This is a genomic window from Ruminococcus sp. YE71 (assembly GCF_900119155.1).
Classification (GTDB): domain Bacteria; phylum Bacillota; class Clostridia; order Oscillospirales; family Ruminococcaceae; genus YE71.
Genome location: NZ_FPIR01000016.1, coordinates 1 through 26,001 on the forward strand (window position 1 = coordinate 1; position 26,001 = coordinate 26,001).

Sequence of the window (26,001 nt, forward strand, 5' to 3'; positions counted from 1 at the left end):
GGGCAAAAACAACATCAAAACAGAGTTCATTTTGCTCGGGCTGGCATACAACATAAAGAAACTTTTTACGAAGATCTCGGGAAACCGACTCGGAATATCTCTTTTTGAACTAAAATCGGCATAAAACCAACAGAACAAAACACCCCCGAGTTCTCTTTTTGAAGAGGGCTTGGGGGTGTGCGCGCTGAAAATGCCTATTTTACAAAGCATTGTATTTGACGGGTTTGATGTGCGGATATTGAGAGGGAGTGCTGATGGTGCAACAGCTCCTTTTTTATGCCGTATTCATATCATCTGTTCCACATCGAAGGTCTCCCTGCCGTCGGGCAGCTCGATGACCGCGGTCGCCTTCACCGAACCGCTGCCCGAGCTTATGGTAAGCTCGCCGCCGTGTGCCTGACAGATGTCGTTGACGATGCGCAGTCCGTAGCCGTGACCCTTGCCTTTCGAGGTCATGATGCTGAAGGAACCCGCGGAACTGTTCTCGCACCTCAGCACGAACATACCGTTTTTCACGCCGCTTTTGAGGGCGATATATTTACACTCGGACTTCTCGGAACGCAGGCAGGCCTCAACAGCGTTGTCGAACAGGTTCGAGAACAGCGAGCATAGCTCCACGGGTTCGAGCCCCGAAGCCTTGCAGCCGTGCAGGTCGGTAGTCACATTTATGCCGTCAAGCCGTTCGTCGCTGAGCTTTACGGTCAACACCGCGTTCACGGTGCGGTCGTCGCAGTAGTTGACGTTCCTCACCGACAGCAGACCGCTCTGCATCGACGAGAGTATGCGCTCCGCCTGTTCGCCGCCGTCGGGCTCGTTCATCAGACGGATAGCCGTCGTCAGCTGATTCTGCATCTCGTGGCGCAGCTTCGATATCTCGTCGAACTTCTCTTCCGCCAGCTGGTAGTAGCGGTACTCGTTCTCACGCACGGCGCGGAGCTGTTCGAGCTCCTGCTCCGTCCTGATAAGGTCGCGCCGACGCAGGCTCCCGAAGTAGTGCATCAGCAGCAGCGTATACATCAGCGTCTGATAGGAGAGCTGGATGAGGTTGTCGGTATCGCTGAGTACAGAATTCTTTTCGACGCGGCTGTGCATCACAAGGAACATGAAATGCAGCGTCACGAAGAACGAGAGAATGTGCATATCGTAATGAATTCCCTGACTCACCAGCGATTTTCGGCGGGAAATCATGATGACCGCAACGTAGCCGAGAAACAGCACGTCGGTAAAGACTATGCGGTAGAATGCGAGCGTCGTGTCGTCGCTGCTCGCCAGATAGCCGTAGTTCGGTATCTCGTCGAAGATCACGACCGCGAGGGGTATCGTCAAAAACTCTAACGCGAAGGACAGCGCATAGAACGAAAAATACTGTATAAGCCGCCTTTTCAGCGAGCCGCCGAACATGGTCAGCACGAAGCACAGCAGTATCAGACCCCTCAGCCCCGCCTGCACGAAAGGAGGAGTTGACGGGAACATCAGCCCGAAAAGACCGTATGTTGCCGCCATCGGCACGAACCAGATAACAACGCTGAACATGAAGCTCTTCTTCGGTTCGCCCGTGCAGAAAAGGTAGAAGGTCGAGATCAGCTGCTGCACGAACAGTCCGAGCAGGTATACTACATCGCTCACAGTGTATCACCCACGTATTCAAAGTATCTCTGCCGCGCTTCCTTGAACCGCGACTGGCTTATCGGCAGTTCCATCCCGCCGCTGAGGGTGAAGATGTATCTGCTGATGGAGACCACGCAGGAAAGGTTCACGATGAAGCTCTGGTGACAGCAGACAAAACTGTCGGGCAGACGCTTCATAAGCTGTGACAGCTTCAGGTCGCGGAAAGTGCCTATTGGTTCACAGGACTTGTTGTACACGGTGAGTTTCCGCGCGGAGCTTTCGATGTAGGAAATATCGGAAACGCGGACGGTCTGCGCCGAATTCTTGCCCGTGGCGAAGGTTATGCACCCGTCGGAAGCGTGCTTGCGTTCGACTATCGCCAGAGCCCTTTTCACGCTTTCCTCCGCGAAGGGCTTTATCAGCATGGCATCGGGAGCCGACTCGAACACCTGTTCGCAGTAGCGCATATGAGCGGTCACGAACACGAGAGCCGCATCGGGATGGTCTTTCCTCATGGAATTCGCAAGCTCGATGCCGTTCCTGCCATCCTCAAGCTCGATGTCGAGAAAGATGATGCTGCACCCCTGCGCAGCGTACCCCGACGCAGTTTCGTAGTCTGTCGCCTCGAAGATCTCCGCGTCGGCACACAGCCTGCTCAGCATATCCGACAGCGTCCTGCACTGTGCAGGCTCGTTGTCATATATCAGTATCCTTTTCGTTACAGCCACCCCATCCCGAAATTAATTCACATCCCGTACCGAAAGGTCTCGGGACTCTTTTATTATATACCATTTTTCTGTCAAAGTCAATCAAGAATGTTAATTTTTTGTCAAAATTTGAGAATAGATAGTCAAACTATCAATTATTTATCAAAATTTCTGTTATTAAAATGTTTTTTACAGATAAAAAAACAGGAAATTCCCAAAAACTCTTGACAAATAAATATATACGCATTATAATTATATTATATAGATATAATTCTTTTATCCTACACGGAAAGTATGGATGGAACATAAGCTAAGGAGTGGTAAATGAAATGAAAGAGTTTTATTACACTATGATCGTTAAAGCTAATGGGCTCAAGGCCTATTACGGAAAACGAAATACAGAAGTGTTCCCGATAAAGGGCACCGTCGATGCCGAGGATTCGGCAGTCGGCTATGAATCAGAAGAGGAAGCGGTAAAGAATCAGAACTTCATTGAGAACTACTGCCGTACAATGGGTATTGCAGTGTCAGAAATGAAAGCCGTTGCTCTTGAAGGAGAATAAAACCCCCTTATGAAAATTTTATCGGTATCGCCCGAACTACCTATGAGCGATACCGACTTTTTTTTGCTTTTATAGCGGCTTATGGGAGAATCTGAAAGTCTTGTAGGTGTATTTGTCGCCTATCTTCGTATTCTTCCATTTGTCGAATTTTTCTTCGGAGCTTTGTTTGTCGCCCCATTTGTCCGTAATGACTATGTAGTACTTGCCCTTCCTGGCACCCTGTCTGAGGTCACCGTAACTCGGGTCGGTACCGTCCTTGTAGGTCACGATGCCCGAAAGGTCTGCCCACTTGGGTTCGTGGTCGCTTCCCTTGGTGTCCTCGGTGCGTATCTCGACCCACTTGTCGATGTCGTAGTAATACTTTGTATCGTACACGGGTTCGTTGCGGTAAACGGGTTCCTGGTAGGTCTCAGTCTCGTACTCCGTCCTGTATCTCGGAGTCTGAACTTCCTCGAACTGACCGTTTCCGAGGTCACGGTAGTGAGTATCGTAGCCGTCCTGTACCTGATGCGCCACCTGCCGCGTCCGCGTTTCGTAGTGGTCGAGGACCTGTCGGTAGGAGCGTATCTCCTCCTTTTTCTCGTGGAGATTCGCACCTTTCGGAAGGGTCCAGTCGCTTTCGTCAACGTTCTTGAATTCCTCAACGCCGACCGTTCTCTCCCACTCGAAGCCTGAGACTTCGGCGGTGCGCTTGACGGGGACGAAGATGAAGAGCAGTACCGCCGCCAGCACAGTGAACACGGCGAGTCTCTTCTTGAATTTTTCAACAGCCCTGTTTTTGTTGATCTGCCGCATCTGCTGAATGGTATTCACAGCTTCGCGCTTGTGTTCGCCGCAGTAGGGGCAGAATTTGTATTCAGGGTCGTCGGGAATGTTCGCGTGGCATTTTGCGCACACCCACCTCTTTCCGACAGACGGCGTTTCGTTCTCCGTCGGCTCGTAGTACTCCGTGTCATCGGGCTTTGCATCGCCGCATCTCGGACAGAAACGGTAGTTGCCGTACAGCCCGATCTTGGAACAGCACCCGCAGTCCCAGCGAAGCCTTCGCAGGGCGTGGCGTTCCTCACGCTTAGCGTGCCTTTCCTCGGTGGAGGAAACCGCAGGCTTTTCAGGCTCGGGATTCTCGGGCGAGGGAGCGTTCGGATTCGGAGCGCCGCATTCGGCGCAGTTGAGCGCTGTCGGCGGGTTCGTCTGACCGCAGTATCCGCAGGTCCAGTCTGCCGACGCACGCTGGACGGTTGGCTTTTCCAACTTGCCGAAGTAGTTCCGCGAAGCGTCGCCCTTCGGAGAGCCGCAGTTTCCGCAGAAGAGGTCTTCGTTTGCGTTCTGGGTACTGCAATAGTCGCAGACCCAGTTGGCGACGGAGCGCATATCACCCTCGGCGACATACTCCACCGCGTTCGGATCCATGTAATATTTCACATTCGCGGGTATCGGCGCACCGCAGTTGGTGCAGAACTTCTTGTCGCCGCGGATGTGTTTTTTGCCGCATTGGGGACAGTCCCAGTAGCCCCAGACGTGCTTTGACATAGGTCAGATCAGCTCCTTTACCGCCTCCACGAGTTTATCCATCTGTTCGTCCGTGCCGACAGTTATCCTGAGCCTGTTGGAGATGCGCGGCTTGTCCCAGTAGCGGATGAAGATGCCTTTTTCTCTCAGGTGAGTGAAGATCTCCTTGGCAGAGAGGGTCTTGTGCTCGGCGAAAAGGAAGTTCGTGCCGCTGTCGGGAATATCGAAACCGAGCTCTCTCAGTTCCTTTGTGATGCGCTCACGGGTCGCGATGACCTTTGCGGTCGTCTCGCGCAGGTACGCCTCGTCGTTGACCGAAGCCACGCCTGCCTCTATCGTCACCCTGTCCATCGGGTAGGAATTGTAGCTGTCCTTGACCGCGCCCATATAGCGGATAAGTTCGGGATCTCCCATCGCCATGCCGATTCGCATACCTGCCATCGAGCGCGACTTTGAGAAGGTCTGGGTCACCAGCAGGTTCTCGTACTTCTCGATAAGGGGAACTGCCGACTTGCCGCCGAAGTCTATGTACGCCTCGTCGATGATAACGACGCTGTCGGGGTTATGCTCCAGAAGCTCGGTAACGAAGTCAAGACTCTCGCAAATCGAAGTCGGGGCATTCGGGTTAGGGATGACCACGCCGCCGTTCTCGCCGAAGAAGTCGGAAACGTTGATGCGGAAATTCTCATCCACCGCAGGCGTTCTGAAGGGTATCTTCAGAAGTTCGCACCACACGGGGTAGAAGGAATAGGTCACGTCGGGGAACAGCACGGGCTTATCCGAGTTAAAGAACGCCCTGAACGCTGTAGCGAGCACGTCGTCCGAGCCGTTGCCGATGAACACGTTCTCGGAGGTCAGCTTGGTGCCGTTGAGCGAGTTGAGACGTTCCGCGACTGCTTTTCTCAGCGGTGCGGCGTCCATCGAGGGGTAAAGTCTCAGACTCTCCGCTTTGAACTTCGCGATGCACTCATTAACGGCAGGCGAGGGCGGATAGGGGCACTCGTTTGCGTTGAGCTTGATTATGTCATCACTTTTCGGCTGTTCGCCTGCTGTGTAGGGTTCGATGTTGATAAGGTTATCTCTCCAGCTCATAATATATTATCTGCCTTTCTGTAAAGGTTAATTTTCCGCGTCCGAGGTCAGTCGGGGATGTACTCTCTCACTCTCAGCTTCACGCCTGCTTTTTCGGCTACCGCTTTTGACTGTGCGACTTTTTCTTCGCCGATGATATCGACTACCGTCAGCACCACCTCGGGAACATAATCCTTAACCTCCGATGCGAATCTCAGCATAGCATCGAAGCTCCTGATGCCGAAGCTCGGTCTTGTTACCTCGTTGTACTCCTCGGCGGTCGGCGCGTTCAGGCTAATGGAGACGCAGTCGATAAGTCCCTTGAACTCCCCTGCCGTTGACCTGCCGTTTATCAGGTCTGACAGACCGTTTGTGTTGATGCGGAGCGGAGTCTTTGTATGCTCCCTCAGCCACTTCGCAACCTGCTTGACCATCTCGATCTCGCAGGTCGGCTCGCCGTAGCCGCAGAAAACTATCTGCTTGTAGCTGTCGAGGTCGCGCTTTGAAAGGTCGGCGGTTATCTCCTCGAAACTCGGCGTATGTTCGAGCCACAGGGGGTCCGAGCCGTAGGCGGTGTCGCCGTTCTGTCTCAGGCAGAAGGTACACGCACAGGGACATTTGTTCGTAAGGTTGAGGTACAGGCCTTCGCCGACCTCGTAGGAAATTGTCATTGCTTTTCTCATACTTTTCACCATCTATCCGTTTTTTTGTACTTATCGTTATTTTTTGAGTATCAGCCGCAGGCTCGCGAAGAATCCCACAAACATTGAGAGCACCATGCTGAACAGCAGAAGTTTCCACGCGGTCTGCTGATTTGCCATAAAGGTCGCGAAGCTCACGCCGCCGACTATCTTTCTTGCGGTGCCCTCCGCGCCGAGGGACGAACAAAGCAGTGCCAGCGCGAAACGCGTGTTTATCAGCGCCGAGAACGCCGAGATGCCGCTTCCGATGGAAGAGAACAGAACGCTGTAATTCTCGCGCTTATGGTACACGATGATACCGCTCGCAAGATGCATCGCCGTCAGCACAAGGAACGCCGCGAACGCCGCGAAGAAACCGATGCCCAGTGCGACATTCGGATCCTTGTCCTTGTTCAGAAAGCTCATTATCGCAAGGAGAAGCGCCCCCAGCGAGAAGGATGCGAGCATCGCGAACACCGCAAAAGCGCGGTTCCTTCTTACATCCTTAGGTATCTCTTCGGTCTTTATCTGTTTTGGCATTATCCATCTTCCTTTTCATTCTTTTGTACGTATCTGACGATCAGGCTGTCGATGCGCTGGTCGTTCTCCATCGAGACGGTGACGGAAAAACCGTCCAGCTCGACTGTTTCGCCGTCGGTGGGGAAACGTTCGAGACGTTCTGTCACCCAGCCGCCGACCGAGTTCGCGTCAGCCTCGATAAGATCCTCGTCAAGTTCGGCTTTTTCGAGGAAGTCGGAGACCGAAAGCTCGCCCGAGACCTGCCAGCTGTTCTCGCCGAGGCTGATGAAGCTGTCATCCTCCTCGTCGCGCTCGTCGTATATCTCGCCCACAAGCTCCTCGATTATGTCTTCGAGGGTGCAGATGCCTGCCGTGCCGCCGTACTGATCGACCACGACCGCCATGTGGACTTTCTTCTTCTGCATCAGCTTCATTACCTCGGAAATACGCTTCGTTTCGGAGATATACACGGGGCTCGACATTATCTCGCCGATATCCCTACCTCCCTCCATGTACAGCTTGAAGAAGTCTATCTCATGGACGATGCCGACTATCGAATCCAGCGACTTCTCATACACGGGAAGGCGCGAATAGCTGTTTTCGAGGAACACCTGACGTATCTTCTCCATATCGAAGCCGCGCTCGATACCGATGACGTTGACGCGTGGCACCAGCACCTCTTCGATGGTAGTCTCGTCGAAGTCCAGTGCCGAGCGGACAAGTTCGCTCTCCTGTTCTTCGAGCACGCCCTCGGTCTCGCTCTCGTCGATGATGTATTTGAGCTCTTCTTCGGTAAAGGACGGCTGTTTTTTCTTGCCGCCGAGGATCATATCCACGCCCTTCTTCACGAACCCGAAGAACCATATGGCGGGGGTGAGTATGAACATCGCCGCCGAAAGTGGTGCGCTCATCAGCATCGAGAAGCTCTCGGCGTTCTCCTTCGCCAGGGATTTCGGCAGTATCTCGCCGAATATCAGCACCAGCACGGTCAGCGTCAGCGTCGCATATGCCACGCTGTTCGAGCCGAACTTTTTCGTGAACAGCACCGTCGTCAGCGAGGACGAAAGGATGTTCACCACGTTGTTGCCGATGAGTATCGCCGTCAGCGCCTTATCGAAATTCTCTGTTATGTCGAGCGCCTTTTTCGCGCTCTTTTTTCCCGAAGCCGCCATATTCTTGAGTCGTATGCGGTTTGCGGACGAAAACGCTGTCTCGGTCGCAGAGCATACTGCCGACAGCGCGAGCAGTATACAGATAATAAACACGTCCATGTTTTTTTGAGACCTTACCTCACATTCCTACAGTTCTCACGCCGAGGAGTTTCAGATGTCGGGTCATGTACTCTTCCCTGACCTCGAACTCACTGCAATAATCGGTCGAGAGATATTTCTTGTTGTCGTCTGCGAACACGGTGACGATGGTCTTATCGCCGCCGATGCGGTCGCCTGCTTCGAGTGCTCCCAGCAGATTCGCGCCCGAGGATATTCCGACGCCGATGCCGAGCTCTCTCGACAGACGCTGAGCCGCGATTATCGAATCGATGTCGTCTATCGACACCACGCCGTCGCACTCGTCGAGCTTCATTATCTGTGGGATGAACTCATCCGAGATGCCCTGTATGCGGTGCGAACCCACCTTGTAGCCCGTTGAGAGGGTAGGCGAGTTGAGCGGTTCCAGGGGGAACAGCTTGCAGTCTGGGTTGACGGTGCGCAGTCTGCGTCCGATACCCATGATAGTGCCGCCTGTTCCCACGCCTGCGACTACCGCGTCGGCAGTCAGCCCGAGCTTTCCGAGCTGAACGATGATCTCCGCGCCCGTCGTCTCGTAATGCGCGGTGCAGTTGTCCTCGTTGGAGAACTGACCGGGCAGGAAGACCTTCGGGTCGTCATTCGCCAGCTGTTCGGTCATGGCTATCGAGCCTAAGAAACCGCCCTGTTCACGGGAAACGGGGCATATCTCCGCGCCGTAGCTCTTGATAAGATTCACGCGCTCGATACTCATCCAGTCTGGCATGAATATGCGGACGTGATTTCCGAGATACGCGCCAACCGCCGAGAACGAGATGCCCGTATTGCCGCTGGTGGCTTCCACGATGACGCTGTTCTCGTCCGCAGCTCCGCTCTCGTATGCGCGGCGCATTATGTAGAGCGCCACCCTGTCCTTGATGCTGCCCGAGAGCTGCAAAGCCTCGAACTTAGCGTAAACGGTGCGTTTTTCGCCCTTATACTCGCAATCTATAGCCAGCAGGGGTGTATTTCCCACGAGCCTTTCAAGCTCTGTGAACTTCTTTCTGATAATTTCATTCATATACATTATTCCCACTTTACAATTAATAAAATAGCATACGCATTTATTATATCACACAAATACAAAAATTGCAAGCCCCGAACACTTAATTCCCGAAAAAACAGCGGACAGCCTGCCGAGCTGTCCGCCGTAAAGTGACGTATTATTCGTATCTGAGTGCGTCGATCGGGTCGAGACGTGCCGCCTTTATGGAAGGCAGCAGACCGAAGATGATGCCGACCGCCATCGAGAATACGACCGAAACGATTATCGCAGGGGTCGATATCGCGACGGGCACTTCCGCCATCTTCGAGACGATCTGCGCAAGTCCGATGCCTGCTCCCACGCCGATGATACCGCCGATACTCGTCAGCACCGAAGCTTCGGTCAGGAACTGCATGAGTATCTTGCCGCGGCGTGCGCCGAGGGCTTTTTTCAGACCTATCTCTCTCGTTCTCTCGGTAACGGACACGAGCATGATGTTCATAACGCCAATACCGCCCACGAGAAGCGAGATGCTCGCGATCCAGATGAGCATATTGTTTGTGGAGCCGCTGAGCTTCTGGAGTTTTTCCGCCTGTTCCAGAAGGTTCTCGCTCTTGTACTTGATGTTCGAGTCCTTCTTGACGCTGAGTCTGTCGTTGAGTATCTCCTCAGCCGCCTTGCCTGCCGCGGTCATGGCGTCGGTATCCTTTACCTTTATGACCACGTTCTGCGGAACATCGAACTTGAAGGATATCGGCCATGTCTCGGAGGGAATGTAGATGACTCCGCCCTCGGATTCCGAATACACCTTGTAGTCGTCGATGCTGTTGATGACAGGCTCGAACTGCGAGCTCTTTACCACAACGCCCACCACCGTAAACGGCTCGTTTCCGATCTCAAGGGTCTTGCCGACAGGGTCATCCAAACCGAAGATAGACTTCACCACCGCATTGTTGATGATGCAGACCTTGCGCTGACCCGAATAGTCGCGGGCGGCAAAGCCCTTGCCCTTCATTATCTGGAAGCCCATCGTATCGAAGTAGTTCTCGTCCACGCCGCAGACGTTTCCGCCCTCAAGCATGGTGTTGTTGTAGAACAGTCTGTCAACGTATGTCTGCAAACGGTAAGCCGTGCAGTTCTGAACGTCCTTGACCGCCATCAGTTCGTCGATGGTGCTCTTGTCGATGACAGGCACGCCGTCGGGGATGTCCGTCCACTGGAACTCCATCTCGGAATCGCCCTGCATCAGCGTTATCTTAACGGTGTTCTCACCCGAACCGATAAGGTTGTTTTTTATCTCTTCATTCGTGCCCTTGATGGTCGAGACTATCGCGATGATAGCCGCGATACCGATGATGATACCGAGCATCGTCAGGAACGAACGTATCTTATGTGAAAATATGCCCTGAAAGGACAATCTGATATTTTCAAACACAGTTATCCCTCCAATCTTTAATCCCAGATGTTGACAGGCTCTTCGGAATCACGGGTCTTTACGCCCTCTCTGACATCCTTGCCGTACGGGAAGCATATCTTGTCCTTCAGCGAGATGCCGCCCTTTATCTCGACGCACTCGCCGTAAAGCTCCTTGCCAGACTTCACGTACTGCTTTTTGAGCAGGCCGTTCTCGTCGGCTTTCATAACGTAGTAGCCCGCTCCCTCGCGGTGCAGATACCACATGGGAAGATATATCGAGCCCGAGGACTGATCCTCGTCAGTCGGCATCTCGCCCATCGCGGATACCTGTATCCAGCTGTCGATGGTAAGGGAGTTCTCATCCTCCACCGTACCCGTCACGATGAAGGTACTGCTGTTGGGGTTGTCGTTCCAGTTGAAGCTGTAGTACGAAACAGGCTCATCCTTCACACCTGTCACATTGATGGTGAACATCTCGCCCGTCTGGTAATTCATGCCCATGAGCTGTGTGCCCTTGGCGAACTGACCGAGGTTCAGCTCGCCCACCTGTATCTCCACGCAGGTCGCCTCGTCGCCTCTCACTATGATGTATGACGAATCCAGCAGGCTCGCGTCGATATCAAGGTCTGCGTCTATCTCTTCGCTGAGGTTCTCACCGTCGTCGCCGTCTTCAAACTCGGCGTCTTCATTATCTTCGCTGTTTCCGCTGAGCGTTTCCGAGCCAACCTTTGCCACGATGCCGTCTATCTTCGCGACTATCTTTCCGTCGCTGAGCTTTTTCAGGCTCTCCTCGTATTCGAGCTTTTTCGTGCGCAGGTCGAGCTGGAGATCCTTGATGTTGTTCTCCTGAGTGCGGATCTTGCCGTCGAGATCGGCGCGACTGTACATATAGTTCTCGTTCGCGGGAGTGCTGTCGTTTGCCTGATCGTTGCCGAAGTCGTAGCCGCCGTCGTCGATATCGTCGGGTTCGTAGTCGTCGGAGATATCGGGCAGGCTGTCATCGAAGTCGTCGGGGAAGCTGTCGCCGCTATCCTGTGGACCTGTGTACACGAAGAAACTGCCGCACCTGCCCTCGCCCGAACCGTCGTAGCTCACCATTCCGTCCATCACGGTAACGCCGTCGTTGACGTGCCATGTGTAGACCGAGAGCTTTTCGTCCGCGGCGCCGTCGAGCACCCACATATACAGCAGGTTCCCTTCCTCGCTGTAGACGTTGAGCACCACCTTGCGCTTGGTGTTCTTTATCTGGGACATGAATGGCGCTGCCACCTCGGCTTCAAACGCCATGTTGAAGCGGAAGGTACCGTCCTCATCCACCTCGCTGACCTGCTGAAAGGTGCCGAGCCTGTCGATGAGTTTCAGCTCGGGCTTATCGGGGAGCGAGCTGTCATCTTCGGAAGAGCTGTCCTCCGAGTCCTCGGGGAAATCGGGCTCGTCGGGGTAAACAGGGTCGGGAGTGTAAGGCTTCATCTCCGAGGGGAGCAGCCCCTTGAGCCTTGTGAGCTCCTTCTCCGCCTTCTTAATATTCTGTTCGATAACGCCAATCTCAGCCTTTTTCTGTTCAGACTGGAGTTTGAGCAGGGTCGTGTCGAGTTCAACGAGGACGTCGCCTTTCTTCACGTAGTCGCCTACCTTGACCTTGACCTCCTTTATCTGATCCTCAGCCCCCAGACCTACCGTCTGAGTGTTCGAGGACACGACTCTTCCGTCAAAAGTCGGGTTGTCCTGATAGCTGTACCAACCGTATTCATCCGAAAGCATGGAAACGGGGACAACGTCAACTATCCTCTTGTCGTTCTGGGATTTCTTGTATCTGTCATATCCGAACTTGCCGCCGCCTGCGAGAAGCGCAAGGCAGAGCAGCGTGATTATCGCCTTTTTCATGCCTTCTCCTCCTCTCCGGTGAACAGTTCACCGTCGCGGATATAAACTATCCTCTTTGCACGCTCGGCTATTTCGGGAGCGTGGGTTATCATCACAACGGTAACGCCTTCCGCGTTGAGCTCGGAGAAGAGCCCCATCACCTGCTCGCCCGACTTTGTGTCGAGAGCGCCCGTCGGCTCGTCCGCCAGCAGAAGTCTCGGCTTGTTGACGATAGCTCTTGCGATGGCTACCCTCTGCTTCTGACCGCCCGAGAGCTGTGTTGGCTTATGGTACATCCTGTCCTCAAGACCCACCCTTTCGAGGGCAATCTTTGCGCGTTTGCGGCGTTCGCTTTTTCTCACGCCTGCGTAAAGCAGCGGCAGCTCGACATTTTCGAGAGCCGACTGTCTCGGCAGCAGGTTGAAATTCTGGAACACGAAGCCTATCTTGCGGTTGCGGATATTCGAGAGCTGCTTGTCGCGGCACTTTGCAATATCCTCGCCGTCGAAGATGAACATTCCCGCGGTCTGCTTGTCAAGGCAGCCGATGATGTTCATCATGGTGGATTTTCCCGAACCCGAAGGTCCCATGATAGCCACATACTCCCCGTCGCTTACCGAGAAGTTGATGTTTTTGAGCACGGGCACGGGCGTTTTGTCGATATAGTACGCTTTGTCTACGTTTCTCAGTTCTAATATTGTCTCTGACATACGCTCACCGCCTTAGCCCACAGCAACGGCTTCGCCGTCAGCGCCGTTTTCAGCGGCTTCTGCATTCTCTGCATCCTCTGCGGCCTTTGCTTCTTCGCCATTTCCGGCATCTTCGCTCTCGGTCACTTCTTCACCTTCGGCTGTCTCGCCGTCTTCGTTCTCCTCGTATTCGGCCATGTCGCCCATATCCTCGCCGTTGTCTTCTTCGCCGAAATCAACATCGGGGATATCCATCTCGTCGATATTGGTGGTGACAGCCATGCCCTCTTCGATAGAGCCCATCGGGTAAGCGATGCTGTCGTTCTTGTCAAGGCCGCTGATGATCTCGCAGTCGCCCATATCCTCGTCGCGGTCGCCGACCTTGACCTCGCGCTTTTCAATGCGCTTGTCCTTGCCCTTTACCCAGACATAGGTCTTGCCGTTCTCTTCAACGAGGTAGTCGGAGTAGAGCCAGATGCCCTTCTTCTCCTTTATCTCGGCGCCCATGCCGTAGTCGGGCACGATAATTATGTGCTGACCGAGCATCAGACCTTCAAGGGTCTCGGGCTCAACGGTGAAGCTGTACTTTGTGCTCTGTCCGCCGCCCTCATCCGAGCCGTAGTAATCATCCTGATCCGACCTCTGGGGGTTGTTGTCGATAGTTTCTATCGTACCGTTCCATGTGGTGTCGTCTATCCTCGACTTGATGATGACGGGCATACCCACGTATATGTTATTGATTGTCATTTCGTTGACAGTGCCTTTGAGCACGTAGTTGTCGCCCTTGGATATCTTCACGACGATGTTGTCCGAAAGGGTCTCGAAATTGTTCAGGTCTGCGACTTCCTTGACCACACCGTCTGTGGGAGAAGTCACGGAAGCGTTCTTTATAGACTTTTTCAGCTTCTCGTTTGCAGCCTTCTTGGTCTTTACCTCGTACTCCGAGGTAGCGATTTCGCTCTTGAGGGAAAGTATCTCAGCTTCGAGGGAGACAGCCTCATCCTGAGTAGCCTTTGCCTTGAGCTTTTCCATATCCTCAAGCTCTTTTTTCTTTGTCTCGACGTCATATTCAAGGCGCTCGACCTCGATGACTGCGGTGTCGAGTTCAAGGTTCATCGACTCCACGTCGTAAGTGAAGAGCACGTCGCCCTCCTTGACCGAATCACCGACCTTCACGGCTATGGATTTGAGGGTCTTCGTGCTGTCGTACTTCACGTCCTCTGTCTTCTGTGCCTCGACTACCCCCGAAAACATGATGCCCGAAAGCGACAAGCCGTCATTGCTCATCACGTCCGAGACTTTCTGGACATATACCGTGCCGTCAACCTTTGGTGTGTCGTTTTTCTTCCAGAGCTTGAAGCCGGCAAAGCCCGCGCCTGCTGCTATGGCGGCAACTATTGCCCCCACAGCGATCTTCCTTCCTACTGACATTTGTTTGTCCTCCTTTTGTTCTCTGTGGCAGGGGGAACAGATACGCCCCTGCATTGTTAATTATATCACAAAAAAACATTCTGTCAATAAGAGTTGGCATTTTTAAGAAAATCGTAAGAAAAATATCACCCGCCACTCAAATTCCGCCGCCGCTGACCGCTGAAAGCATCGTGATAATTTGCCGAAAAAAAGACAAAAGCTATTGCAATTTACGGGGCGGTGTGTTATAATGATATAGATTAGGCAACACCGAAAGGATGATAGTATGGCAAACAAAGCCTCGTCATATATGTGGTATGACTCCCCTGCCGAGGAATGGGATCACGCTCTGCCCGTGGGCAACGGCAGGATCGGCGGCATGGTATTCGGTCAGCCGCTCCGCGAGAAGATCATGCTCAATGAGGATTCGGTCTACTCGGGCGGCCCGAGAAAACGAAACAATCCCTCGGCCCGCGAGAACCTCGATAAGGTACGCAGCCTTCTCTTCGACGAGAAGATCGAAGAGGCTGAGAAGATCATACTCGACACATTCTGCGGAACTCCGCCGAACGGCAGACATTATATGCCCCTCGGTCAGCTGGATATCATCCATGAGGAGACCGAGTGCGATTACGGCACACGCTCCCTCGACCTCGAAACGGCAGTCGCGGCGACTGCCTACTCCATCGGCGGCGCGGACTTCACCCGTGAGGTGTTCTGTTCCGAGCCCGACAATGTCATGGCGATGCGCATAGCCGCTTCCAAAAAGGGTGCGGTTAATATCCGCGTCGGCATCGACGGACGCGACGATTATTTTGATGACAACTCCCCCGTTTCCGATGACGCGATTCTTTTCTACGGCGGCACGGGGTCGGAGGACGGAATAAAATTTGCGGCTTACATCAAGGTCATGAGCGTGGGCGGCAGTGTCTCGCGGTACGGTAATTTCATCCGCTGCGAAGGCTGCGATGAAGTGGTCATCCTGCTGGCGGCTCAGACGAGCTTCCGCTTTGCCGACTACAAGCAGCAGGCTAAGGCAGACGCAGAAGCCGCGGCACTGATCGGTTACGAACAGCTGAAGGCAAGACACCTTGACGACTACAAGAGCCTTTACGGACGGGCTTCTCTCGATCTGGGCGGCAGCAGCAAACTGCCGACGGACAAGCGTCTCAAAGCCTTCGCAGAGGGCGGCAGGGACAACGCGCTCATCACGCTCTACTGGAATTTCGCCAGGTATCTGCTCATCGCCGCGAGCCGCAGGGGCACGCTGCCGACCAATTTGCAGGGCATCTGGAACAAGGATATGTGGCCTGCATGGGGCTGCCGCTTCACCATCAACATCAACACCGAAATGAACTACTGGGGCGTCGAGACCTCGAACCTGTCGGAGCTTTCCGAACCGCTGTTTGAACTCATCGAACGCATGAGACCCAACGGCAGAGAGACCGCCCGCGAAATGTACGGCTGCGGCGGCTTCATGGCGCATCACAACACCGATCCCTGGGGCGACACCGCTCCGCAGGACCTCTGGATACCTGCCACTCAGTGGGTGTCGGGCGCGGCCTGGCTCTGCCTGCATATATGGGAGCATTATCTCTTCACCCTCGACAAGGATTTCCTGCGGGACAAGTACCCGACGCTGAAAGAGTGCGCGGCGTTCTTTGAGGATTTCCTCATCGAGAACAGACAGGGACAGCTGGTCACCTGCCCGTCCCTCTCCCCCGAGAACGTGTACATAACCGAGAGCGGCTCGAAAGGTTCGCTTTGTATCGGACCTTCGATGGACAGTCAGATTATTTACGAGCTGTTCACGGCGGTCATAGAATCGTCCAGAATTCTGGACTGTGACAAGAAACATTCCAAAAAGCTCGCGGCTATGCGCGACAGACTGCCCAAACCCGAGATCGGCAAGTACGGTCAGATCAAGGAGTGGGCTATCGACTACGACGAGGCCGAACCGGGTCACAGACACGTTTCACAGCTGTTCGCGCTATATCCCGGCGATATGATCTCGGTGAGAAAGACCCCCGAGCTTGCGAAGGCTGCAAGGGCTACCCTCGAAAGAAGGCTGTCCCACGGCGGCGGTCACACGGGCTGGTCGAGAGCGTGGATGATAAACTTCTGGGCAAGGCTGTACGATGCCGAAAAGGTCGCGGAAAACGTCCGCCTGCTGCTGACGAACTCGACGAGCATCAACCTGTTCGATATGCATCCGCCCTTCCAGATAGACGGCAATTTCGGCGGCGCGGCAGGCATCACCGAGGCACTCCTGCAAAGCACGAACGGTGAGCTGGTGCTTCTGCCCGCGTGCCCGAAACAGTGGAAGCGCGGCAGTTTCAAAGGTCTGCGTGCGAGAGGTGCGCTGACGGTCAGCTGCGAGTGGGACGAGAAAGGACTCACCGCCGAAGTCACTGCGGACAGGGACATCGACATTCTGATAAGCTCGCCGCGGTACCGCCTACAGGCAAAGATCGGCGCGGTGACTTCCTATGAGACCGATAAATGTCAGGTTGAATTCAGGGCAGGCGATACTGCACGTATCACCGTTGCTATATAAAAGGAAAGGAAAAGAAAAGGTATGAGATCAAGAAGGATAGCGGCTGCGGCTGCGGCGGTCGTCATTTGCGTGACGGCTCTCGGCTCATGCGGCACATCTATGAACAAGAACGAGAAGATAAACGACTCGGAGTCGGCTGAAAGCTCGGTCTCCGCAGATTCGGGCGACAGTTCGGAGAGCAGTTCCGAGGGTGACGGCGGCGACACGGCTGTTCCCGTTTACAACGAGACCAACTTCGACGCTGTGACCGTTCCGTATGTGGAGTACTCAAAGACTTATCAGGCAGAGTCGGGAACGATCATCGGCGATACCGCTTCTGTCAAGAAGGACAGGGCTTCCTTCAAGGGCGAGGGTTACGTTTCGGGTGCGACCCGCGACAACTGGTCGATGAGCTTCGACCTGCCCGAATCCCAGTTCTACAACATCTCGGTACAGACTGCCGCTGACAGCGCGGTAAACTGCCGCCTGTACATAAACGGCCGCGAAGTGTGGATATTCCGCACCGCGGGCGACGGCAATTTCAGCGAGAAGAACCTTGAGAACATATGGCTTGAAAAGGGCATCAACGAGATAACCGTTCAGTCCACTGACAATCTCGTGGACATCGACTTCGTGAAGATCGAGTCGAATGCGGATATCAGTGCCCTCAACCCCGACCTGTCGGCAGCGGTGCTCTCGAACCCGAAGGCCAGCTACCGCGCTCAGGCGCTCTATCAGATACTCTGCTCCAACTACGGCAAGCAGGTGTTGACCGCTCAGCACGACACCGCAGGCGGAAGCTCCGAAACTGCCGCTGTCCAGCAGCTTACAAAGAAAGCGCCCGCCGTCCGCGTTTCGGACATCGGTCTGTACACCAAGCAGAACCCCAAGGACGTTACTCAGGCGATAAACTACTTTGAGGCAGGCGGTCTCATCGGCTACGACTGGTACTGGATAGACCCGACGGGCGACAAGAACTGCGACAAGTTCGAGGTCAAGGACGTGAACTTCGACTTCAAGAAGGCTGTTCCGAAGACGGTAGATAAGCCTGCACAGTATCCCGATGACGACGGCGATGGTCTGCCCGACGAGGGTGCAGAGCCTATCTCGCCCGCATCTTCCGAGCCCGAATACTCCATCGAGGAGATCGCGGCGTGGGACAGCGACACCATCGAATACTACTACAACAACGGCGACATCTCCAACGAGCTGTACTGCATCCTGAACGATATCGACAAGATCTCGGGCAAGCTGGCAAAGCTCCAGGAAGAGGGCGTGCCCGTACTCTGGAGACCGCTACCCGTCGCAAGCAACGGACTTTACTGGTGGGGCACCGACAAGGAGACCTACAAGTGGCTGTGGAAGCTGATGTACACCCGCATGACCACCTACCACGAGCTGAACAACCTCGTGTGGGTATGGAGCGCTCAGAACGCCGACTGGTACGTGGGCGACAATTACTGCGACGTGCTGTCCGTTGATGTCTACACCGACGGCAACCGCAACGCGCAGATAAACACCCTGCTGTTCCTCAACAATCTCTGCAAGACCAAGCCGCTCGCCATGAGCGAGTGCAGCAATCTGCCCGCTATCGAGAGCGTGCTTCAGGAGAAGGCCTTCTGGGCTTACACCGCCCTCTGGACCGAGCCGTATCTTTCCACCGAGATGGGCGTTTACGCCACCGACGAGGAAGAGAAGGTCAAGGCGGCAGGTCGCTTCACCGAGTTCTACAACAACAATTACACCCTCACCCGTGAGGAGCTCCCCGACCTCGTGGCAGTTGCAAGGGCTATCCGCTCCGAGAAGAAGGCTGCCGAGAAGGCCGCCAAGGAAGCCGAGAAAAAAGCTGCCGAGGCTGCCGAAAAGAAATCCTCCGATGAAGGTTCTGACGAGAACGAGTAACTTTTTCGGGACAGTTATAAAAAGCAATACCGCTGTGAGAGTTCCTGCTCTTACAGCGGTATTTTTCTGTCGTTTCATATATCGGTTTTAAGTAAATCAGTAAAATCACTTAATGATTTTCGCTGGCATTTGATGTTAAATGTTTGAAATTTTGTACAATTACGTGAAGTAAAGTGTCAGACTTTGTAAGGTACGACAAATCAATTGTAAATTATCTTTATTATATATGTGCAACGTTGACAATCAACTATAAATGAGGTATAATTAGTATATAAAGAAACCACTTAACAAAAGTTTCGTGCGAAGGCCGCACCTGCCGAACCGTCGAAAACGGTGATATTTAAGGAAAATCAATGTAGAAAGAGGGGTCTCGTTATGAGATGAGAAGAAGACGTTTTAACGAAAACACTGTCGAAAATACCGCGTTATGCCGAAACTGTTGCTGTCACCGCATAAATATATGTGATGTCGGCGCAGCGTCGCCATGTGGCACCTGCCGCAGACGTCAGAAAAAGTATTTTCCGAAAATTGCATTCCTCCCATGACCCTTTTCCCACCACCTTCGGGGTCATATGATATATTGCCATCTTTCTATATTTTCCTTAAATAGGTCGGCAAACCGGAACAGGTCGCTCTCGAAAGAGAGCGACCTGCTTTCGTTTATTCGTGAAGTATCGCGGAGTTCTCTCTGCCTGCGCGGCGCTGTTCGGCTTCGCGCTTCGAGAACACGCAGCCGCAGTAGTCCTGCCGATAGAGCGAATACACCGCCGACAGCTCGATGGAACGCTTGTAGCCGCCCTTTTTCTTCAGGTCGAGGGGCAGCGCTCTCACGGGGTAGACTTCAGCAAGCTGTTCGGAGATCTCGTTGAGCTTCGGGGCGTTCTTGTAGGGGGAGATGGAGAGGGTCGTGCCGAAGTAATCGAACCCGAGCCGCGCCGCAAGCTCCGCCGTCTTTTCGAGCCGCAGCCGATAGCAGACAAAACACCGCTCGCCGCCCTCGGGTATCTGCTCAAGCCCTCTGACCGCCGAGTAGAATTCCTCTGGGTCGTAGTCCCCCTCGATGAAGCTGACGGGATGTCTGACGGGCAGTTCGGAGATGAGCCGTTTCTGCTCCTCGACACGGTGGCGGAACTCCTCTTCAGGGGAGATGTTTGGGTTGTAGTAGAATATCGTGACCGAGAAATGCTGCGTCAGGTATTCGAGGGTGTAGGACGAGCAGGGTGCGCAGCAGCTGTGGAGCATCAGCGTCGGGACTTCGCCCTCGGGGATGGAAGAAATGAGCTTTTCAAGTTCAAGCTGATAGTTGCGTTTGTTCATGATGCACCTCGATAATTGATAAAAAATGATAATAAACAGCGTCCGCGCCGTTTTTCTGAGCCGTTTCGTTTTTCAGTATAGCACATTTTTTCGCGGATGTCTATATCTGCGGGTATATATCTTCTTTTTCGGGCAATATTATCCTAAAAAAGGAGTGAACTTATGAAACAGACTCACATTTTCTCACAGCCGCCTTCGATCATCTCATCGGCGGCGGTCGGCGGCAAAATGGAGAGCGCAGGACCTCTTGCCGACTGCTTTGACAAGATAAACGACGACCCGTACCTCTCCACCGACACCTTCGAGAAAGGCGAGAGCAAGCTGCAAAAGGAAGCCATGCTCCACATGATGGACAAGGCAGGACTCTCCCCTGCCGATTTCGGGGCGGTGTTCGGCGGTGACCTGCTCAACCAGTGTACGGGCACCACCTACGCCATGCGCGACCTCGGGATACCCTTTCTCGGCATCTACGGCGCCTGCTCGACCATGGCTGAGGGGCTCATCATGGCGAGCGTTTTCGTGTCGGCGGGAGCGGTGCAGAGGGCTGCTGCCGTCACCTCATCTCACTTCTGCTCGGCGGAAAGGCAGTACCGCTTCCCTCTTAACTACGGCGGACAGCGTACCCCGACCTCGCAGTGGACGGCGACAGCGGGCGGAGCGCTATGTGTGTCCGCCGAGGACAGACCGCCCTATGTTCGAGGCTACGCGGTGGGCGTCATCGAGGATCTGGGCGTGACCGATGCCGCGAATATGGGCGCTGCGATGGCGCCTGCCGCCTGGTCTACAGTCTCGGCTTTCCTGCGGGAGACGGGCAGGCAGCCGCAGGACTTCGACATGATACTCACGGGCGACCTCGGCAAGGTCGGCAGCAGGCTCTTCTGCGAGCTCGCTGAGCGCGAGGGGGTCAACGTCCGCGGCAACCACGCCGACTGCGGAACCATGCTCTACAGCTTCGAGGAGCAGGACGTCCACGCAGGAGGAAGCGGATGCGGTTGCTGTGCTTCGGTGCTCTGCGGTCTCATCCTGCCGAGGATAGCCTGCGGAGGACTGAAAAACGTGCTGTTCGCGGCGACAGGTGCGCTTATGTCACCCACCGTCAATCAGCAGGGCGAGTCGATACCGTCCATATCCCACGCGGTGTGGCTCTCAGCCGAAAAGGAGGAAAAAGCATGATATTTCTGTACGCATTTCTCGTGGGAGGTCTGCTCTGCGCTGTGGGGCAGCTGCTTCTCGATCTGACGAAACTCACCCCTGCAAGGATACTCACGGGCTACGTCGTGACGGGGGTCATACTCGGCGGACTGGGGCTTTACCGACCGCTCATCGACGCGGCAGGGGCGGGCGCATCGGTGCCGCTGACGGGTTTCGGCTGTCTCATCGCGGAGGGAGTGAAGAAAGCGGTGGACAGCGACGGCTCCCTCGGGATACTCACGGGTTCGATGACGGCAGGCGCGGCAGGCATCACAGCAGCGCTCATTTTCGGGCTCGCGGCTTCGATGTTTGCAAAAAGCTCGGCACGCGAGTGACAAAAAAAGTGCGGAATAACGCGGAAATTCTACTATTTTTATCAATTTAAAACGTTTTTGCGTGACTCCTTCATTGTAATAAAACACTGAAACATGATACTTTTGTTCAATGTCCATATAAAGTCCGTTAATGGACGTTCAATAATTTGTAAGGAATAACATTGACAAACCCCTCCATAAAATGATATTATTATATATACAAAAGTATATAATGCATTGGGACTTTACCGCATGACTGCATTTTGGCGGCTTTGCGGTATCGTCAAACATCATTAAGGAGTGTCAGATTATGAAAATGTTAAAGAAGATCCTCGCATTTTCTCTCGCAGCAGTAATGGCAGGCAGCTGTCTCAGCTCCTGCGGAGTAGCGGAAAATGCAGCAAACAACAAAGGCGGTGACGGCGCTGCTTCGGACGCCAAGACCATCGTTATCGGCGGCAGCGGTCCTCTCACAGGCGGCGCAGCACAGTACGGCGTAGGCGTCAAGAACGCTATGGAGCTGGCTGTGAACGAAGTAAACTCTTCGGGTATGCTGGGCGACACCAAGCTCCAGCTCATCTTCGAGGATGACGAGGCTGACCCCGCTGATAAGGCTGTCAACGCTTACAACACCCTCAAGGACAAGGGCATGGACATCATGATCGGAACCGTTACAACAGGTTCCTGCCTCGCTGTCATCGATCAGACTTACGCTGACGGCATCTTCCAGATCACTCCCTCGGCTTCGGCTCAGGACGTTATCAAGAATGACAACTGCTTCCAGGTATGCTTCACCGACCCCAACCAGGGCAAGGCTTCGGCTGACTACATCTCGGGCAACAACATCGCTCAGAAGGTCGCGATCATCTACGACAGCTCCGATGCTTACTCTTCGGGTATCTACAACACCTTCAAGTCCGAGGCTGAGACTCTCGGTCTCGAGGTAGTTTCCGAGCAGTCCTTCACCAAGGATTCCAAGACCGACTTCTCGGCTCAGATCAGTGCCTGCAAGCTGGCGGGTGCCGAGCTGGTATTCCTTCCCATCTACTATCAGGAGGCTTCGCTCATCCTGTCCCAGTCCGCTTCCGCAGGCTTCTCGCCGATATTCTTCGGCTGCGACGGTCTCGACGGTATCCTCTCTGTTGAGAACTTCGACACCTCGCTCGCTGAAGGCGTTATGCTGCTGACTCCGTTCGCTGCTGACGCTAAGGATGAGATGACCTCCAAGTTCGTAAGCAACTACAAGGAGAGCTACGGCGGCGAGACCCCGAACCAGTTCGCAGCTGACGCTTACGACTGCGTAATGATCGTTGCAAAGCTCATCAAGCAGGAGGGCATCACCGCTGATATGTCCGCTTCCGAGATCAACGACAAGCTGAAGGCAGCTATCACAAACGTTGGCTTCACCTACGACGGACTTACCGGAAAGACCATGACATGGAACGCTGACGGTGCAGTTTCCAAGAATCCTAAGGCTGTTATCATCAGAGACGGCGCTTACGCTTCCCTCGACGAGAACGAATAATCAACTATCACGACCAAACGACCGATGGCGGCAATCACTGTTCGCCGTCGGTTTTTTGTTTGGGATAATATTTATATAAAATATATATTATTTTCAGATTTCCTATTGCAATCGGCGTATTAATATGTTATAATATTTGTGTTTGGTAAATTATTGGAAAGGACTGCTGTTCTATGGGATTCTTGGACAACCTTATCAACGGCATAAGTCTCGGCAGTATCTACGCGGTCATCGCACTGGGCTACACCCTCGTTTACGGTATCGCGAAAATGCTGAACTTTGCTCACGGCGACGTTATTATGGTCGGCGGCTACGTCATCTTCACGATGATGACCACCCTGCACGTCAACCCTTACCTCTCGATACTCATTTCGATGGCCGCCTGTACTCTGCTCGGCATCACTATCGAGAAGATAGCCTACAAACCGCTCCGTCAGGCGACAAGCCTTTCGGTGCTGATAACCGCTATCGGCGTCAGCTACTTCCTTCAGAATATGGCACTTCTCATCTTCGGTGAGAAGCCCGTTACCTTTACTTCGGTCATCAACCTGCCGAAGATAACCCTCTTCGACGGACAGATAATCATCAAGAGCGAGACTACCGCCGCGATAATCGTTTCCGTGCTTATCGTTGTGGGGCTCTCCCTATTCGTGAACAAGACCAGAAGCGGCAGAGCGATGCTCGCGGTCTCGGAGGACAAGGACGCGGCTCAGCTCATGGGCATAAACGTAAACCGCACCATCTCGCTGACCTTCGCCATCGGCTCGGGTCTTGCGGCTGTTGCAGGCGCACTGCTCTGCTCCACCTACCCCGTGCTCTCAAATACCACAGGCGCTATGCCAGGTATCAAGGCGTTCGTGGCGGCGGTATTCGGCGGCATCGGCTCTATCCCCGGCGCTATGATAGGCGGTCTGCTCATCGGCATCATCGAGATACTCGGCAGAGCCTACATCTCGCCGCAGCTTGCAGACGCTATCGTGTTCGCGGTGCTCATCATCGTGCTGATGGTGAAGCCCACAGGCATACTCGGTAAAAAGGTAAGCGAAAAGGTATAAGGGAGGACGTTCTTCATGAAGCTGAAAATCAAGCCTGCAACGCGCAGGAGCTTCGTTACATACGCGATAGTCACGGCGGCTTTCATCGCAGTCGAAGTGGCCGCATCGCTCGGCAGAACGAGCAATATGTTCATCGGTCTGCTCATTCCGTTCTGCGTTTATTCTATTGCGGCAGTGTCGCTGAACCTCACTGTCGGCATTCTGGGCGAGCTCAGTCTCGGTCAGGCAGGATTCATGTGCATCGGCGCATACTCCAGCGCGATATTCTCGTGCATGACTAAGGACACCATCACAAACGCATTGGTACGCTTCCCGATGGCACTGCTCGTCGGCGGCGCGTTCGCGGCGATATTCGGAGTGCTTATCGGCATCCCCGTGCTCAGGCTCCGCGGCGACTACCTTGCGATAGTCACCCTCGCATTCGGCGAGATAATCAAGAACGTGTTCGCGGCACTCTACGTCGGAAAGGACAGCCGCGGTCTGCACTTCTCGCTGACAAGCTCGGGCGACCTTGGGCTCGAACCCGGCGGCAAGATGATAATCAACGGCGCACTCGGCATCTCGGGCATCCCGAAGGACTCGACCTTTGAGATAGGCTTCGTGGTGCTGATGCTGACCCTCGTGATAATCTACAACTTCATCAATTCCCGCACGGGCAGAGCGGTAATGTCCATCCGCGACAACCGCATCGCAGCCGAATCAATCGGTCTGAACATCACAAAGTACAAGCTCATAACCTTCGGTCTGACCGCGTTCCTCGCAGGTATCGCAGGCGCACTCTTCTCCCACAACCTTGCTATCCTTCAGGCTTCAAAGTTCGACTACAACCTGTCGATACTCATCCTCGTGTTCGTCGTTCTCGGCGGCATCGGAAGCGTAAGGGGCAGCGTTATCGCGGCTGTCGTGCTGACCTACCTGCCCGAAGTGCTCCGCAGCATCAACAGCTACAGAATGCTCATCTACTCCATCGTGCTCATCGTCATGATGATATTCACATCGAACGCAAAAATCCGCGGCTTCTTCGCGGGAAACCTCATGAAGCTGAAAGCTATGTTCGGCAAACAGACTGCGGCAAAGGAGGGCGAGTGATATGGCACTTCTCGAAGTCAAGAAACTCGGTATCTCGTTCGGCGGCCTGCGCGCTGTTGACGATTTCTCAATCAGCATAAACAAGGGCGAACTCTACGGGCTCATCGGCCCGAACGGCGCAGGAAAGACCACCATCTTCAACCTGCTGACAGGCGTGTACAAGCCCACTGACGGCAGCATCACCCTCGACGGTGTGAACCTCACAGGCAGGAGCACCATCGAGATAAACAAGGCAGGCATCGCACGTACCTTCCAGAACATCAGACTTTTCTCGAACCTCAGCGTGCTGGACAACGTCAAGGCAGCCCTCACCAACCGCTACACCTACTCGACGGTGACGGGCATATTCAGACTGCCGAAGTACTTCTCCGCAGAAAAGGCGATGAACGAAGAGGCGATGAAACTGCTGAGCGTTTTTGAACTGGACGGCGAGGCGGATACCATCGCCGCGAATCTCCCCTACGGCAAACAGCGCAAGCTTGAGATAGCCCGCGCGCTGGCAACTTCGCCGAAGCTGCTGCTGCTCGACGAGCCCGCCGCAGGCATGAACCCCAACGAAACTGCCGAGCTTATGAACACAATAAGACAGGTAAGGGACGATTTTGACATGACCGTGCTGCTCATCGAGCACGATATGAGCCTTGTATCGGGCATCTGCGAACGGTTATCTGTACTGAATTTCGGACAGCTGCTCTGTGAGGGCAAGACTGCCGAGGTGCTCTCGAATCCCGAGGTCATCACGGCATATCTCGGCGAATAAGGGGGA

General features: G+C 54.1%; 22 protein-coding genes. 9 read left to right on the forward strand and 13 right to left on the reverse strand.

The window, feature by feature from the left end; genetic code table 11:
* Nucleotides 1-285 precede the first annotated feature (285 nt).
* Together BT142_RS13710 and BT142_RS13715 are read right to left on the reverse strand one after the other, a co-directional pair.
* The gene (locus BT142_RS13710) at nt 286-1,626 is read right to left on the reverse strand and encodes a sensor histidine kinase (protein ID WP_072418756.1); all 1,341 of its coding nucleotides are present in this window, start codon (nt 1,624-1,626) and stop codon (nt 286-288) included.
* Nucleotides 1,623-2,336: a LytR/AlgR family response regulator transcription factor gene (locus BT142_RS13715; RefSeq protein WP_072418757.1), complete on the reverse strand. Its 714-nt coding sequence runs from the start codon at nt 2,334-2,336 to the stop codon at nt 1,623-1,625. The genes BT142_RS13710 and BT142_RS13715 overlap by 4 nt, the downstream gene beginning before the upstream one ends.
* A 329-nt stretch (nt 2,337-2,665) precedes the next feature.
* Between BT142_RS13715 and BT142_RS13720 the strand changes: the two genes are divergently transcribed.
* Nucleotides 2,666-2,878, forward strand: a complete 213-nt coding sequence (locus BT142_RS13720; RefSeq protein WP_139182247.1) for a hypothetical protein — start codon at nt 2,666-2,668, stop codon at nt 2,876-2,878.
* Between the two features lie 69 nt (nt 2,879-2,947).
* Here BT142_RS13720 and BT142_RS13725 read toward each other — a convergent pair whose 3' ends face one another.
* The 10 genes from BT142_RS13725 to BT142_RS13770 all read right to left on the reverse strand — a co-directional run bounded on the left by BT142_RS13725 (nt 2,948) and on the right by BT142_RS13770 (nt 14,327).
* Nucleotides 2,948-4,408, reverse strand: coding sequence for a zinc ribbon domain-containing protein (locus BT142_RS13725; RefSeq protein ID WP_072418759.1), 1,461 nt, complete (start codon nt 4,406-4,408; stop codon nt 2,948-2,950).
* Nucleotides 4,409-4,411: 3 nt separating this feature from the next.
* Nucleotides 4,412-5,479: a histidinol-phosphate transaminase gene (hisC, locus tag BT142_RS13730; protein ID WP_072418760.1), complete on the reverse strand. Its 1,068-nt coding sequence runs from the start codon at nt 5,477-5,479 to the stop codon at nt 4,412-4,414.
* Between the two features lie 47 nt (nt 5,480-5,526).
* A complete protein-coding gene (locus BT142_RS13735) occupies nt 5,527-6,141 on the reverse strand; it encodes a TIGR04100 family radical SAM protein (RefSeq protein ID WP_072418761.1) in 615 nt (204 codons plus the stop codon).
* 36 nt (nt 6,142-6,177) lie between these two features.
* Entirely contained in the window at nt 6,178-6,678 is a 501-nt protein-coding gene (locus tag BT142_RS13740) for a hypothetical protein (RefSeq protein ID WP_072418762.1), read from the reverse strand.
* Complete coding sequence (locus tag BT142_RS13745) at nt 6,678-7,928, reverse strand: hemolysin family protein (protein WP_072418763.1); 1,251 nt, start codon at nt 7,926-7,928, stop codon at nt 6,678-6,680. The genes BT142_RS13740 and BT142_RS13745 overlap by 1 nt, the downstream gene beginning before the upstream one ends.
* A gap of 19 nt (nt 7,929-7,947) precedes the next feature.
* Nucleotides 7,948-8,964: a PLP-dependent cysteine synthase family protein gene (locus BT142_RS13750; RefSeq protein ID WP_084659495.1), complete on the reverse strand. Its 1,017-nt coding sequence runs from the start codon at nt 8,962-8,964 to the stop codon at nt 7,948-7,950.
* Nucleotides 8,965-9,106: 142 nt separating this feature from the next.
* A complete protein-coding gene (locus BT142_RS13755; protein WP_072418764.1) occupies nt 9,107-10,363 on the reverse strand; it encodes an ABC transporter permease in 1,257 nt (418 codons plus the stop codon).
* Nucleotides 10,364-10,380: 17 nt separating this feature from the next.
* A complete protein-coding gene (locus BT142_RS13760; protein WP_072418765.1) occupies nt 10,381-12,228 on the reverse strand; it encodes an efflux RND transporter periplasmic adaptor subunit in 1,848 nt (615 codons plus the stop codon).
* On the reverse strand, nt 12,225-12,917 hold the full coding sequence (locus BT142_RS13765; RefSeq protein WP_072418766.1) for an ABC transporter ATP-binding protein: 693 nt from the start codon (nt 12,915-12,917) through the stop codon (nt 12,225-12,227). Before BT142_RS13765 ends, BT142_RS13760 begins: the two co-directional genes overlap by 4 nt.
* Before the next feature lie 12 nt (nt 12,918-12,929).
* Complete coding sequence (locus BT142_RS13770; protein WP_072418767.1) at nt 12,930-14,327, reverse strand: efflux RND transporter periplasmic adaptor subunit; 1,398 nt, start codon at nt 14,325-14,327, stop codon at nt 12,930-12,932.
* A 265-nt stretch (nt 14,328-14,592) separates the two neighbouring features.
* On the opposite strand from BT142_RS13770, the gene BT142_RS13775 reads away from it, so the two are divergent.
* Together BT142_RS13775 and BT142_RS13780 are read left to right on the forward strand one after the other, a co-directional pair.
* On the forward strand, nt 14,593-16,863 hold the full coding sequence (locus BT142_RS13775; RefSeq protein ID WP_084659490.1) for a glycoside hydrolase family 95 protein: 2,271 nt from the start codon (nt 14,593-14,595) through the stop codon (nt 16,861-16,863).
* A 21-nt stretch (nt 16,864-16,884) separates the two neighbouring features.
* Complete coding sequence (locus BT142_RS13780; RefSeq protein ID WP_072418768.1) at nt 16,885-18,744, forward strand: glycosyl hydrolase; 1,860 nt, start codon at nt 16,885-16,887, stop codon at nt 18,742-18,744.
* Between the two features lie 660 nt (nt 18,745-19,404).
* Here the strand turns inward: BT142_RS13780 and BT142_RS13785 are convergent.
* On the reverse strand, nt 19,405-20,061 hold the full coding sequence (locus tag BT142_RS13785; RefSeq protein ID WP_072418769.1) for an epoxyqueuosine reductase QueH: 657 nt from the start codon (nt 20,059-20,061) through the stop codon (nt 19,405-19,407).
* Between the two features lie 162 nt (nt 20,062-20,223).
* On the opposite strand from BT142_RS13785, the gene BT142_RS13790 reads away from it, so the two are divergent.
* From BT142_RS13790 to BT142_RS13815, 6 genes are all read left to right on the forward strand, one after another.
* A complete protein-coding gene (locus tag BT142_RS13790) occupies nt 20,224-21,234 on the forward strand; it encodes a stage V sporulation protein AD (RefSeq protein WP_072418770.1) in 1,011 nt (336 codons plus the stop codon).
* Nucleotides 21,231-21,587 carry a SpoVA/SpoVAEb family sporulation membrane protein gene (locus BT142_RS13795; protein WP_072418771.1) on the forward strand — a complete coding sequence of 119 codons (357 nt, stop codon included), beginning with the start codon at nt 21,231-21,233 and terminating at the stop codon, nt 21,585-21,587. Before BT142_RS13790 ends, BT142_RS13795 begins: the two co-directional genes overlap by 4 nt.
* A 289-nt stretch (nt 21,588-21,876) precedes the next feature.
* The gene (locus tag BT142_RS13800) at nt 21,877-23,091 is read left to right on the forward strand and encodes an ABC transporter substrate-binding protein (RefSeq protein WP_072418772.1); all 1,215 of its coding nucleotides are present in this window, start codon (nt 21,877-21,879) and stop codon (nt 23,089-23,091) included.
* A 173-nt stretch (nt 23,092-23,264) separates the two neighbouring features.
* Entirely contained in the window at nt 23,265-24,146 is an 882-nt protein-coding gene (locus BT142_RS13805; RefSeq protein WP_072418773.1) for a branched-chain amino acid ABC transporter permease, read from the forward strand.
* A gap of 15 nt (nt 24,147-24,161) precedes the next feature.
* Nucleotides 24,162-25,235, forward strand: a complete 1,074-nt coding sequence (locus BT142_RS13810) for a branched-chain amino acid ABC transporter permease (RefSeq protein WP_072418774.1) — start codon at nt 24,162-24,164, stop codon at nt 25,233-25,235.
* Nucleotide 25,236: 1 nt separating this feature from the next.
* Complete coding sequence (locus BT142_RS13815) at nt 25,237-25,995, forward strand: ABC transporter ATP-binding protein (RefSeq protein ID WP_072418775.1); 759 nt, start codon at nt 25,237-25,239, stop codon at nt 25,993-25,995.
* The last annotated feature ends 6 nt before the right edge of the window (nt 25,996-26,001 follow it).

Bases quoted from the DNA above. Each gene is read 5' to 3' on its own strand.
- BT142_RS13720 (WP_139182247.1), top strand. From the start codon at position 2,666: ATGATCGTTAAAGCTAATGGGCTCAAGGCCTATTACGGAAAACGAAAT.
- BT142_RS13725 (WP_072418759.1), bottom strand. From the start codon at position 4,408: ATGTCAAAGCACGTCTGGGGCTACTGGGACTGTCCCCAATGCGGCAAA.
- hisC (WP_072418760.1), bottom strand. From the start codon at position 5,479: ATGAGCTGGAGAGATAACCTTATCAACATCGAACCCTACACAGCAGGC.
- BT142_RS13735 (WP_072418761.1), bottom strand. From the start codon at position 6,141: ATGAGAAAAGCAATGACAATTTCCTACGAGGTCGGCGAAGGCCTGTAC.
- BT142_RS13740 (WP_072418762.1), bottom strand. From the start codon at position 6,678: ATGCCAAAACAGATAAAGACCGAAGAGATACCTAAGGATGTAAGAAGG.
- BT142_RS13745 (WP_072418763.1), bottom strand. From the start codon at position 7,928: ATGGACGTGTTTATTATCTGTATACTGCTCGCGCTGTCGGCAGTATGC.
- BT142_RS13750 (WP_084659495.1), bottom strand. From the start codon at position 8,964: ATGAATGAAATTATCAGAAAGAAGTTCACAGAGCTTGAAAGGCTCGTG.
- BT142_RS13760 (WP_072418765.1), bottom strand. From the start codon at position 12,228: ATGAAAAAGGCGATAATCACGCTGCTCTGCCTTGCGCTTCTCGCAGGC.
- BT142_RS13765 (WP_072418766.1), bottom strand. From the start codon at position 12,917: ATGTCAGAGACAATATTAGAACTGAGAAACGTAGACAAAGCGTACTAT.
- BT142_RS13770 (WP_072418767.1), bottom strand. From the start codon at position 14,327: ATGTCAGTAGGAAGGAAGATCGCTGTGGGGGCAATAGTTGCCGCCATA.
- BT142_RS13775 (WP_084659490.1), top strand. From the start codon at position 14,593: ATGGCAAACAAAGCCTCGTCATATATGTGGTATGACTCCCCTGCCGAG.
- BT142_RS13780 (WP_072418768.1), top strand. From the start codon at position 16,885: ATGAGATCAAGAAGGATAGCGGCTGCGGCTGCGGCGGTCGTCATTTGC.
- BT142_RS13785 (WP_072418769.1), bottom strand. From the start codon at position 20,061: ATGAACAAACGCAACTATCAGCTTGAACTTGAAAAGCTCATTTCTTCC.
- BT142_RS13790 (WP_072418770.1), top strand. From the start codon at position 20,224: ATGAAACAGACTCACATTTTCTCACAGCCGCCTTCGATCATCTCATCG.
- BT142_RS13795 (WP_072418771.1), top strand. From the start codon at position 21,231: ATGATATTTCTGTACGCATTTCTCGTGGGAGGTCTGCTCTGCGCTGTG.
- BT142_RS13800 (WP_072418772.1), top strand. From the start codon at position 21,877: ATGAAAATGTTAAAGAAGATCCTCGCATTTTCTCTCGCAGCAGTAATG.
- BT142_RS13805 (WP_072418773.1), top strand. From the start codon at position 23,265: ATGGGATTCTTGGACAACCTTATCAACGGCATAAGTCTCGGCAGTATC.
- BT142_RS13810 (WP_072418774.1), top strand. From the start codon at position 24,162: ATGAAGCTGAAAATCAAGCCTGCAACGCGCAGGAGCTTCGTTACATAC.
- BT142_RS13815 (WP_072418775.1), top strand. From the start codon at position 25,237: ATGGCACTTCTCGAAGTCAAGAAACTCGGTATCTCGTTCGGCGGCCTG.